General features: G+C 44.9%; 10 protein-coding genes and 1 tRNA gene. 6 read left to right on the top strand and 5 right to left on the bottom strand.

Features of this window, described 5'->3' with window-relative positions:
• The 3 genes from VIP81_RS21115 to VIP81_RS21105 form a co-directional block, all read left to right on the top strand.
• Window positions 1-643, top strand: a 643-nt coding sequence (locus VIP81_RS21115) for a hypothetical protein (protein ID WP_331965894.1), incomplete at its 5' end; no start/stop codon positions are given.
• Entirely contained in the window at window positions 640-1,611 is a 972-nt protein-coding gene (locus VIP81_RS21110) for a c-type cytochrome (protein WP_331965891.1), read from the top strand. The genes VIP81_RS21115 and VIP81_RS21110, both read left to right, overlap by 4 nt.
• A gap of 41 nt (window positions 1,612-1,652) precedes the next feature.
• A complete protein-coding gene (locus tag VIP81_RS21105; RefSeq protein WP_331965888.1) occupies window positions 1,653-2,063 on the top strand; it encodes a DsrE family protein in 411 nt (136 codons plus the stop codon).
• A gap of 117 nt (window positions 2,064-2,180) precedes the next feature.
• On the opposite strand, the gene VIP81_RS21100 is transcribed toward VIP81_RS21105, so the two are convergent.
• The 3 genes from VIP81_RS21100 to recQ form a co-directional block, all read right to left on the bottom strand.
• Window positions 2,181-2,253, bottom strand: a tRNA-Phe gene (locus tag VIP81_RS21100).
• Window positions 2,254-2,335: 82 nt separating this feature from the next.
• The gene (locus VIP81_RS21095) at window positions 2,336-3,103 is read right to left on the bottom strand and encodes a DUF3050 domain-containing protein (protein ID WP_331965884.1); all 768 of its coding nucleotides are present in this window, start codon (window positions 3,101-3,103) and stop codon (window positions 2,336-2,338) included.
• Window positions 3,104-3,133: 30 nt separating this feature from the next.
• Window positions 3,134-5,335: a DNA helicase RecQ gene (recQ, locus tag VIP81_RS21090; RefSeq protein ID WP_331965881.1), complete on the bottom strand. Its 2,202-nt coding sequence runs from the start codon at window positions 5,333-5,335 to the stop codon at window positions 3,134-3,136.
• Between the two features lie 156 nt (window positions 5,336-5,491).
• On the opposite strand from recQ, the gene VIP81_RS21085 reads away from it, so the two are divergent.
• The 3 genes from VIP81_RS21085 to VIP81_RS21075 all read left to right on the top strand — a co-directional run bounded on the left by VIP81_RS21085 (window position 5,492) and on the right by VIP81_RS21075 (window position 8,796).
• Window positions 5,492-6,466: a KpsF/GutQ family sugar-phosphate isomerase gene (locus tag VIP81_RS21085; RefSeq protein ID WP_331965878.1), complete on the top strand. Its 975-nt coding sequence runs from the start codon at window positions 5,492-5,494 to the stop codon at window positions 6,464-6,466.
• A 2-nt stretch (window positions 6,467-6,468) separates the two neighbouring features.
• Window positions 6,469-7,560, top strand: coding sequence for a mannose-1-phosphate guanylyltransferase (locus VIP81_RS21080; RefSeq protein WP_331965876.1), 1,092 nt, complete (start codon window positions 6,469-6,471; stop codon window positions 7,558-7,560).
• A 99-nt stretch (window positions 7,561-7,659) separates the two neighbouring features.
• Window positions 7,660-8,796 (top strand): methionine aminotransferase, encoded by a 1,137-nt coding sequence (locus tag VIP81_RS21075; RefSeq protein ID WP_331965873.1) that lies wholly within the window; start codon window positions 7,660-7,662, stop codon window positions 8,794-8,796.
• A 125-nt stretch (window positions 8,797-8,921) separates the two neighbouring features.
• On the opposite strand, the gene VIP81_RS21070 is transcribed toward VIP81_RS21075, so the two are convergent.
• Window positions 8,922-9,605 carry a carbonic anhydrase family protein gene (locus VIP81_RS21070; RefSeq protein WP_331965870.1) on the bottom strand — a complete coding sequence of 228 codons (684 nt, stop codon included), beginning with the start codon at window positions 9,603-9,605 and terminating at the stop codon, window positions 8,922-8,924.
• 95 nt (window positions 9,606-9,700) lie between these two features.
• Entirely contained in the window at window positions 9,701-11,350 is a 1,650-nt protein-coding gene (locus VIP81_RS21065) for a SulP family inorganic anion transporter (protein ID WP_331965867.1), read from the bottom strand.
• Window positions 11,351-11,634 lie beyond the last annotated feature (284 nt).

The raw sequence follows: 11,634 nt of genomic DNA, 5'->3' as shown, positions 1-11,634 counted from the left end.
AGGAGCAACGGTATTGACCATACCGTCTTTTGTTCCTTTGGATTTGCAGGCAGCATTCCCCCAGGAAGAAAAGAATATTGACCTCGAAAACCCGGAAGCATGGGTGAGTAAAATTAAGGGCAAACATAAAATGGTGCTGGATGTAGTTCGTCCGCACGACATCCTGCCTTTTGCCTGGCCGAAGGTGTTTCTACTGACCAATGCAGCTACAGGTACGCCTGAAAAAGAATGCTGTGTGGTGGTGGTATTGCGTCACGACGCGATTCCATATGCGATGAAGAGTGACCTATGGGCCAAGTATAAATTTGGAGAGCTGTTTAAGGCTGATGATCCTGCCACAAAGGCGCCGGCAGTCAGAAACCCGTTCTGGGAACCGAAACCAGGGGATTTTAAAGTTCCGGGTATTGGCGACGTTGCTATCGGAATTAATGAACTGCAGGCCAGTGGCGTATTATTCTGCGTATGTAACATGGCGATAACAGTGTATAGTGCTGTGGTGGCGCAGAATATGTCGCTTGACGCTGCAGAGGTCAAGAAAGAATGGATAGAAGGAATTTTACCTGGAATACAATTAGTGCCTTCCGGTGTATGGGCGGTGGGCCGTGCCCAGGAACGGAATTGCGGTTATTGTTTTGCGGGGTGAAAAAGATTTTTTTCTGGGTGTTGTTGGGCATAGTGGTACTGGGAATGATCTTGGCTGTGATTAAAATGTTTTTAGTTTACCAGGCTAAACGCGGTGAAAAGGCAACCGCGTTATGGATAGCTCCCGATACAGCTACGATTCCGCATACGCCAAATGGTGTAATGATCCGGTATGGTCGGGATCTTATCGCCCATACTTCTGTATACCTTGGACCCGGCGGAAAAATAGCGGCCATCAGCAACGGTATGAACTGCCAGAATTGCCACCTGCAGGCGGGCACCAAATGTTGGGGAAACAACTATGGAGGTACGGCATCTATGTACCCGAAATTCAGGGAAAGGAGCGGCATGGTTGAATCGATTGAAAAAAGAGTGAATGATTGTCTGATCCGCAGCCTCAATGGTAACGCCCTCGACAGTAACAGCCGGGAACTCAGGGCGATTACAGCTTACATACAATGGCTGGGGAAAGATGTACCTAAAGGATATAAACCACCGGGAAGTGGAATAAAAGAAATAGCATACCTGGAAAGAAGAGCGGATACCACAAAAGGTAAGCTGGTATATGTGCAGAAATGCAGTAAATGTCATGGCGTAAATGGTGAGGGAAAACAATCAGCGGGCGCGATTGAATACGAGTATCCACCTTTGTGGGGAGAGAAAGCATATAATACCGGCGCCGGTATTTACAGATTGTCGCGATTTGCCGGATATGTAAAAAGTAATATGCCGTTTGGCGCCGACTATAGTAAAACGCAATTAACGGACGAGGAAGCGTGGGATGTGGCTGCCTTTGTGAATTCACAACCCCGTCCTGTTAAAGAATTCCCTAAAGACTGGCCTGTAGCAAGCACCAAGCCGGCAGATCATCCTTTTGGGCCGTTCAACGATACCTTTTCTGAGCAACAACATAAATACGGTCCTTTTGGACCTATTTTATACCAGAGAGATAAACGGCGTATCAAATAAACCGGCGGTTAATATTCATCATTTCAGGTAAAAATATGATCATGAAAAAGTTGTTTGTACTTGTTGGATGTTTGCTTGTATACCTCGGCTCTTATGCCCAGGCCAATTACAAAGTAGTATTTGATATTACCAGTAAATCGGTGGAGGATCATAACACGGTGATACGACAAATGAACGGCATTCTGAAAGGTAGTCCGGATGCACAGTTGGAAGTGGCCGTTTACGGCGATGCATTAGATATGGTATTGAAAGATAAATCAAAAATAACACCTGCACTCACGGAGCTGCTGAAGAATAAAAAAGTGAGTGTAAAAGTTTGTGGTGCCACCATGAAGCGGAATAATAAAGACGCCAGTGAATTGATCCCGGGCGTTGAAGTAGTGCCGGATGCCATTTATGAAATAATCACTAAACAGAGAGAAGGGTGGGGGTATATCAAAGTGGCAGATTAATAAAATATAATACGCCTGCGGAGGTCAGAGCTCCCTGGACATAGTAAATGCGGAAACCCGGTTGGACCGGTGCTTATGGGCAAAAAAAAAGGCCATCTTGCGATGACCTTTTTTTCGTGGTGTGAGCCGGGATCGAACCGGCGACACAAGGATTTTCAGTCCTTTGCTCTACCAACTGAGCTACCGCACCATCCTTTTTTGTTGCCCTCTCTCGTGAGGGGATTGCAAAAGTAATACAATCTTTTGAATTGCAAAATAAATTTTCAAAAAATTTATAAAATCACCTTTTCATGCAGAATACCGCTCCACAATTCATGCCGCCAAAACAGCGACTGTTGGGCATATTCACCTGCTTCTTTCCATTTATTTTCATCGGCACCACAAAGTTCAGTTACCATTTGCATGGCCAGCTGACTATGGTGATCGCCGTCTACTTCAATATGTCTTTCCAGGTAATAAATGAAAGTATCCAGTTTGCCGGGAAACTTCTGATCCAGGTCGCGTACCAATGCGAGGAACATATCAGGAATAAGGTCTTCGCGGCCAAAAGTAAATACTGCTGCCATAATATGTGCCTTACCGGTAGCAATCACGTCGAAAGTAAAGCCTAAAAAGCCCTTTACAGCCTTCGGAAGGGACGATGTGTCCAAAATGCTTTGGATAGACTTCCCTGCCTTTACGTCGGCTATAATCGTCTTTATATTGCCAATATCTGCGCCTGCCTGTTGCATGGCCTGTTCGTACAGTTCAAAATGACTGCAGCGATTGCCTGCTTTATCCACATCACTTTCTTCGCCGGTTACGATTTCGTTGATGAGGTACCGGGTGGCTGCATTGCCAACGGGCACCCAGGGTACATTTACACAGGTAAGCTGCTGTTGTAATCCTTTGAGTAATGACATGAAATCCCAAACGGCATAAACATGATACTGCATAAAGGTGCGGACGTCATCCAGTGTTTGCAGCTCCGCATATAACGGGTGCGCGACTACTTTTTCCCTGTTGGAGGCAATGGTTTCCTGTATTTGTTTGATACTCATTTCGTATGCTTTGACACTGATAAAACCGGCTTAGTTGCCGTATACTACCAGGAATTTAATACGCATCAGTTTCAGCTGTTCCAGCGTATAATCATTTTCAATCAGCTCTTCCCTTGCCAGAGCCAGACTAGATGTTTCACAACCCTTGAAATACTCCATGATTTCATCCTGAGCATAATCATCCAGCTCTTCGTCCAGGCAATAATCGATGTTCAGTTTGGTACCACTGGCAACAATAGTTTCCATTTCATCGAGTAATTGGGAGAGGGAGAGTTCTTTATTTTTAGCGATGGTTTCCAGCGGTATTTTCTTATCGATGTTCTGGATAATAAATACCTTCATACCGCTTTTGTTCACCACGCTTTTCATGACAAAGTCATCAGGTTTGGTGATGTTATTTTCTTCCACATACCTGGTGATCACATCTATGAACTGCTTACCGTAGCGAACCGCTTTGCCTTTACTTACGCCCTGGATCTTTTCCAGTTCCTGAACGGTAGTAGGGTATTGGGTCGCCATGTCTTCCAGGGAAGTTTCCAGGAAGATCACGAAAGGAGGAAGGTTCTTTTCTTTCGCCACTTTCTTTCGCAGTTCTTTCAGCATTTCCACTAATGCGGGATCTGCTGAAGCTTGTGCTTCGGCTGCTGCTTCATCTTCATCATCCATGGCATCTGCATCAAATTGATGATTCAGCGCCACCATAATGGAATATGGTTTTTTGAGGAATTGGGTGCCTTTAGCGGTTACTTTCAGCAGGCCATATTCTTCTATATCTTTTTCTATCAATCCTTCCAGCATCATTTGACGCATCAGGGAGTTCCAGAAATGTGCATCGTCTTCTTTGCCTTCTCCAAACACTTCCAGCTGATCATGACGGTAGGTATTGATCTGCGGACTTGTTTTGCCGGTGATGATGTTGATTACGTATTCGCTGCCGAAACGTTCTTCCAGGGAGCGGATCGCTTTGAGCATGATCACTACCCGGTTTTTCACTTCTATCTTTTCTTTAGGATTGCGGCAGTTGTCGCATTGTCCACAATTTTCTGTTTCGAAGTGTTCTCCAAAGTAGTGGAGAATTACCCGGCGGCGGCATACAGCGCTTTCTGCATAGGCAACGGTTTCGTTAATGAGTTGTGCACCCATTTCACGTTCGCTGAGTGATTTATCCCGCATCAGGTGTTCGAGTTTCTGCACATCTTTGTGGGAATAGTAGCAGATACAGATACCTTCCAGTCCGTCCCTGCCGGCACGACCTGTTTCCTGGTAATAGTTTTCCAGGCTTTTAGGAATATTGTAGTGGATAACGAAGCGCACATCCGGCTTGTCTATCCCCATGCCAAAGGCGATGGTGGCTACAATCACCTCTGTATCCTCATGGAGGAACATGTCCTGACGCTGTGCCCGGGTAGTTGGGTCCAGGCCTGCGTGATATGCCACTGCTTTGATGCCGTTGGCAACCAGCATATCTGCCAGTTCTTCGGTGGTTTTACGGTTCAGCGTGTAGATGATACCGCTTTTGCCTTTATGAGAATGAATAAACTTGACAATATCCTTATTGGTTTGTTCCTTTTTGCGTTTGGTCCTGATTTCATAATACAGGTTTGGGCGGTTAAAGGAAGAAATAAAGATGTTGGCTTTATTCAGGGCCAGGTTCTTTACGATATCGCTCTGAACTTTAGGCGTAGCCGTAGCTGTTAGGGCGATGATAGGCAGGTTATCGCTGATCTGGTCGATCATCTCCTTCAAACGGCGGTATTCCGGTCTGAAATCGTGTCCCCATTCAGAAATACAGTGTGCCTCATCTACCGCAATAAATGAAATTTCCAGCTCCTTGAAAAAATCCAGGTTTTCCTGCTTGGTGAGCGTTTCCGGTGCTACATAGAGCAGCTTGGTTTTGCCCGCCGTGAGGTCTGCCCGCACTTTCTTTATCTGCGCCTTGGATAAGGTCGAGTTTAAAAAGTGGGCCACATTGTCTTTACTGCTGTAGCCTCTTACCAGATCTACCTGATTTTTCATCAGAGCAATCAGGGGCGAAACAATCAGCGCACAGCCCGGACTCATTAACGCCGGTAGTTGGTAGCATAGTGATTTACCTCCACCAGTTGGCATTATAACAAAAGTATCTTTGCCTGAGAGGATGCTATTTATAATTTTTTCCTGATTTCCTTTAAAGGAATCGAACCCGAAGTGTTCGCGTAATGCATCCATCAAACGTTCCTTAACAACAGCCATTGCATTCAAATTTAAACTCTAAAGAACCAACAAATGACGAAATAATTTTATATGTTTTTTAGGGGACACGAAGTTACTTAAAAAAGCGCGGAGTATCAATATAAATTACTTTACAGTACCAGTGCTGACTAAAAAATGATAAATTTGTAATTCGTCATGAAAAGGAATCAAACTATTAATATAGGACAGGTAGCCAAACGCACAATTGGGATGGAGGCATCAGCTATTAATGATTTGCAACAGTTTATAGATGCAGATTTTGAGAAAGTTGTTGAAAAAATCGCACAATGTGAAGGACGGCTGGTAGTAACCGGCATCGGTAAAAGTGCCATTATTGCCCAGAAAATAGTGGCTACATTTAATTCTACCGGTACGCCTGCACTTTTCATGCACGCAGCAGATGCGATTCATGGAGATCTGGGTATGATCCGGGAAGAAGACATCGTGATGTGTATCTCCAAAAGCGGTACTTCTGCAGAAATAAAAGTACTGGTTCCTCTTGTGAAGAATTTTGGCAACACATTGGTCGCTATGGTGGGGAATACCAACTCATTTTTAGCCCAGGAAGCCGATCTGGTACTCAATACCACGGTTAGTCAGGAAGCCTGCCCTAATAACCTCGCACCCACCACCAGCACTACTGCACAACTGGTAATGGGAGATGCGCTGGCGGTATGCCTGATAGAATGGCACGGATTTACGGCGGCAGACTTTGCAAAGTTCCATCCCGGTGGGGCTCTTGGAAAGAAGTTGTACCTTAAAGTAGGGGATCTCAGTAAACAACACCAGTCCCCCCAGGTGCTACTAAACAGCTCGCTAAGAGAAGTAATTGTGGAAATCTCCTCCAAAATGTTGGGGGTAACCGCAGTAGTTGATGAAAATGGATTATTACAAGGCATTATTACAGATGGTGACCTGCGCAGAATGCTGGAGAAAGATGTTCCCACAGCAGCTGTAACGGCCAAAGATATAATGTCGCTGCATCCAAAAATGATCCAGCAGGATCAACTGGCCATCAATGCACTCGAAATGATGCGCCAGCACGATATAACCCAACTGCTGGTTATGGACGGAGCGCGATATCAGGGTATTATTCACTTACATGATTTAATCAGAGAAGGAATTATTTAGAAATGACACAGCTGAACAGCCATTTTTATGTGGCAATAATGGCAGGGGGTATAGGCAGCCGCTTTTGGCCCCACAGCCGCACAGACAATCCCAAGCAGTTCCTGGACATCCTGAACACGGGGAAAACCCTCCTTCAATGGACTTATGAACGTTTCGCACAGTTCATCCCAAAGGAAAATATTTTTGTGGTTACCCATCACCAATATAACAGCAAAGTAAGCGATCAGTTACCTGAATTGCCTGCGGCCAATATAGTGAGTGAACCTTCCCGCAAAAATACTGCACCTTGCGTGGCCTATATCTCCCATAAAATCCACAAACAGGACCCGCTGGCCAACATCATCTGTGCCCCGGCAGATCACCTGATCATGGATGGTCCGGCCTTTACCAACGCCTGCCTCAACGCACTGCTGTTTGTACAAAAAAACAGTGCCCTGCTAACATTGGGCATTAAGCCTACCAGACCCGATACCGGTTATGGTTATATTCAGTTTGAACCACAACAGGTGTCAGACAATGTATACCAGGTGAAAACATTCACAGAAAAGCCAAACCTGGAACTGGCCAAAACCTTCCTCCAGAGTGGCGATTTCCTCTGGAATGCCGGCATTTTTGTGTGGAATGTGAAAACCATCCTGGCTGCATTTAAACAATACCTGCCGGAAATCGACGAGCTGTTTGAACAAGCTACGCCAGCACTCAACACCCCACAGGAAAAAGAGGTGATGGAAAAGGTTTATCCACAGTGTACCAATATTTCTATCGACTATGGTATCATGGAAAAAGCCAGCAACGTGTATGTCATCCCTTCCAATTTCGGATGGAGCGACCTGGGCACCTGGGCTTCTGCCTATGAAAACCTGGAGAAAGATTATCTCGGCAACGCGGTACAAGGCAAGAACGTAGTGGTAATAGATGCCACCAAGTGTATGGTAAAAGTACCCAACGATAAACTGGTACTGCTGCAGGGACTCGATGAGTTCATTGTAATAGATACCAACGATGTACTGCTCATCTGCAAAAAAGAAAACGAGCAACAGATCAAAGAATACGTTGGGGAAATAAAACGTAATAAAGGCGAAAAGTTCCTTTAAGCTTTTTCTTTTTTTGATATTGAAATTTAGATATTTAGCTGCTGAAAGCAATTGGCTTTGACGCTAAATGCCTAAATTTCAATATCAAAAAAAATAGAAATGATCTCTAAACTGCCCAATGTCGGCACCACTATATTTACCGTCATGTCCGCACTGGCGGCCACCCACAAAGCGATTAACCTCTCCCAGGGATTTCCGGATTACGATTGCAGTGATGAACTGAAAGCCATGGTAAATGAAGCCATGCAACAGGGACATAATCAGTATGCCCCCATGCCCGGTTTGATGCCCCTCCGATCTGCCATTGCTGAAAAAATAAGCCGTCTCTATCAGCAATCCGTGAACCCGGACACCGAAATTACCATTACGCCGGGAGGCACTTATGCCATCTTTACCGCCATTGCTACGTGTATACATCCGGGTGATGAAGTGATCATTTTTGAACCAGCATACGACAGCTATATTCCCAATGTATTGGTCAATGGCGGCATACCCATCTTAATATCTCTTTCATTTCCGGATTACCGCATTAACTGGGCGGAAGTACGGCGTAAAATTACGCCCCGCACAAAAATGATTATGCTGAATACGCCGCATAATCCTACAGGCAGCATTTTACAGGAAAACGATATACAGGAGCTGGAAAAGCTGGTGGCAGAATTTAACCTGCTGGTATTGTCCGACGAGGTATACGAGCATCTTATTTTTGATGGCGCCACCCATCACAGCATCCTGCGTTACCCGGCGATTTACCGCAATAGTTTTGTTACTTTTTCTTTTGGCAAAGTATTTCATAATACCGGCTGGAAAATGGGCTACTGTGTGGCACCGGAACACCTGATGAAGGAATACAGAAAGGTGCATCAATATCTCTGTTTCTCCGTAAACACGCCTATGCAGTATGGTTTGGCGAAATTCCTGGAAACACCTTCCCACTACCTGGAGTTACCTGCATTTTACCAGCAGAAAAGAGATTATTTCCTGCAATTAATGAAGGATACCCGGTTTACCCCGTTATCCAGCGAGGGAAGCTATTTTCAGCTGATGAAATATGACCGTATTTCGGAAGAAGGAGATAAAGATTTTGCCATCCGAATGACCAAAGAATTTGGCGTAGCGGTAATCCCGGTATCGGCATTTTACCAGGATGGAAAAGATGATCATGTGATCCGCTTCTGTTTTGCCAAAAAACAGGCTACGCTGGAGCAGGCCGCTGCAAAGCTGATACACATATAGAAAAAAGGAGGCTGTTAATAACTGTTTGATCAATTGCCTTTAAATAAATTGATCAAACGGGTTATTAATGCCTCCTTCTTTGTTTATGAAAAAGCAAATTTATTCCCTCTATAAAAGGCGTTTTATTAAACGGCTACTGCTGCTGCTGCTGGTTCAGCAGGTTTGCTATTCTCCAATATGAGTGTGTGTTCTTTGAAGTTCACCACACCGGTTTCAACATCATATACGGCTCCAATAATACCTACTTCTCCTTTCTGAATCATGTCGCGCAGAATATTGCTTTGCTCCATAATGGCCTGTACGGAACGTTCTACGTGTATATTATTTACCGCTTCTACAAACTTGCTGTTGTGAGAGTTGCGTTCCGTTTTTATGTTTTTTTCTGCAAAAACAGCCGGAGCTATTTTGTTCAGCAGCCCTGTGAGGTTGCCCATTTCTATGGCGTCGCAGGCGCCTTTGATCGCACCGCATTTGGTATGACCCAATACCACGATGAATTTTGAACCGGCCACTTTACAGGCATATTCCAGGCTTCCCAGTACATTATCTGAAATAACGCCACCGGCTAAACGAATACTGAAAATATCGCCCAATCCCTGATCAAAGATCAGTTCTGCAGAAGTGCGGGAGTCCATGCAGCTTACAATAGCCGCCATCGGCCATTGTCCGTCGGAGGTGTCGTTCAACATCTGCAGCAGGTTGCGGTTAACGCGAAGGTTATCTACGAAGCGGCCGTTACCGGCTTTCAGTAATTCCAGCGCCGTTTTAGGTGTTATATTAGCTTGAGAAATTTTATTGAGTGTTTTCATGATTTTCATTTTTTGAAATTGAAAAATGAACGTATAAAAAGCATGGTATTCCGTTTACGTTCGAATCTGCGTGGAGGCGTATGCCTCATTTTTCTTTAATTTAATTGCAATTGCTTCAGCAACTCTTTATGGTTGCCGGAAGAAATCGTGTGTACCTGTGGAGATGTTAGCCTGGATTGCTCTTCGGGCGTAAGGTCGGGTGTGTTTTGGATATTATACACCGTTTTAAACCCCGTCAGGATCACTTTGATATTTTTTTGTGGTGCTTTGATGTCTTTAAACTCACGAATGGTTTGCAGTACATCAAAATCTATATACGCTGTTTTGTGCGCATCTATTACCAACGTAATATTATCAGGCATATGATCCAGCGTGAGCAGGATGCTGGCCTTGTTCAGGAATGAAACTTCCTGTGCCAGTTCCAGCCGGATGCTGTCGCCGCTATGGTATTTTTCCTTGCGGAAATAATAGGAGCTTTTCATATTACCACGTAAAATAGCCAGTACACTTACTACCATTCCCAGGGCAATACCGATCAGCAGATCCGTAAACACAATAGCTACTACAGTTACCACAAATGGTACCCACTGGTATTTTCCGTTTTTAAACATTTCTTTAAAGATGGAAATCTTACACAGTTTATACCCGGTTACGAGTAACACCGCGGCGAGTGTCGCCAATGGAATTTTATTTAATACCACCGGAATCAGTGCGGCACAGATCAACAGTAAAGCACCATGTATCATGGTGGACATTTTGGTTTTACCACCTGCGTTGATGTTGGCGCTGGACCGTACAATCACCGAAGTAATAGGTAAGCCACCAATTAAACCGCTCACGATATTACCAATACCCTGTGCTTTCAGCTCCCGGTTAGGAGAGGTGTAACGTTTCATGGGATCCAGTTTGTCAGTGGCTTCCACGTTCAGCAATGTTTCTACAGAAGCAACAATAGCAATGGTTACCGCAATGATCCACACTTCCTTATTAGTGATCGCACTGAAATTGGGGAGGGTGAATTGGTTCACGAAATCGCCGAAGCTGCCGGGTACCGGTAAGGATACCAGGTGATTAGATCCCAGTGCCAGCAGCGCGCTGCCGGAAAATGCCATATTCAGCAAAATGCCGGTAATTACTGCTACCAGCGGTGCTGGCACTACATTGAGTTTCGGGATCTTGCTCCAGTACAGAATAATGAAAATGGATATAATGGTAATCAGTGTTGCGCCAATGCTAATATGATTAATGGCAGAAAATAAGGCGCTGAAAGTATTGTCCCCATCTACCTGGAAAAAGGTAAAATCACCTTCTGTGTTGGCATCATAGCCAAAAGCGTGGGGCAATTGTTTCAGTATAATAATAATACCAATGGCAGTGAGCATTCCCGTGATCACATTGGAAGGGAAGTAGTTGGCTACAGTACCCGCCTTTACCAGGCCCAGCACCAGTTGAAGAATACCGGCAATCACCACGGAGAGCAGGAATACGTCGAACGCTCCTAATTTGGTGATGGCGACCAGTACTACTGCAGTAAGACCAGCCGCAGGGCCGCTTACACTCAATTGCGAGCCGCTCAGAAAGCCGATGACCAGGCCACCCACGATACCGGAAATCATACCGGCAAACAGTGGGGCACCGGAGGCCAGCGCTATGCCAAGGCACAGTGGCACCGCAATGAGGAAAACAACAAGGCCGGCTGAAAAGTCACCTTTTATATTGGAGAATAATGATGTTTGCTTGTTCATAAAATAAGCTTTTCCGTTGAGGGATCGCATTTCCGGATAGCAGCATTTGCCGCAACCGTGGAAACAATCAGATAGAATAATACTGCTATTGAGGACCCGATACACGTATTACGATACGGGATACACGAAGTCCAGGCAGTAATTGAATGAATAAAATAAATGAATAGAAAAATCAGCTGTTGTGATTACAACGGCTGTTAGAATTATGCAATATGCATATTGGGAGGGGGAGCGTGTATTTCCTGAGCAGGGTTGCTTGGAATATCTTCCATTAAATGATATTG

It is taken from the genome of Chitinophaga sp., from assembly GCF_036566945.1.
In the GTDB taxonomy this organism is placed as follows: Bacteria; Bacteroidota; Bacteroidia; order Chitinophagales; family Chitinophagaceae; genus Chitinophaga.
This window is presented reverse-complemented; position numbering and strand designations above follow the sequence as displayed.

Bases quoted from the DNA above. Each gene is read 5' to 3' on its own strand.
- VIP81_RS21070 (WP_331965870.1), bottom strand. From the start codon at position 9,605: ATGAAAACACTCAATAAAATTTCTCAAGCTAATATAACACCTAAAACG.
- VIP81_RS21095 (WP_331965884.1), bottom strand. From the start codon at position 3,103: ATGAGTATCAAACAAATACAGGAAACCATTGCCTCCAACAGGGAAAAA.
- VIP81_RS21085 (WP_331965878.1), top strand. From the start codon at position 5,492: ATGAAAAGGAATCAAACTATTAATATAGGACAGGTAGCCAAACGCACA.
- VIP81_RS21080 (WP_331965876.1), top strand. From the start codon at position 6,469: ATGACACAGCTGAACAGCCATTTTTATGTGGCAATAATGGCAGGGGGT.
- recQ (WP_331965881.1), bottom strand. From the start codon at position 5,335: ATGGCTGTTGTTAAGGAACGTTTGATGGATGCATTACGCGAACACTTC.
- VIP81_RS21065 (WP_331965867.1), bottom strand. From the start codon at position 11,350: ATGAACAAGCAAACATCATTATTCTCCAATATAAAAGGTGACTTTTCA.
- VIP81_RS21105 (WP_331965888.1), top strand. From the start codon at position 1,653: ATGAAAAAGTTGTTTGTACTTGTTGGATGTTTGCTTGTATACCTCGGC.
- VIP81_RS21075 (WP_331965873.1), top strand. From the start codon at position 7,660: ATGATCTCTAAACTGCCCAATGTCGGCACCACTATATTTACCGTCATG.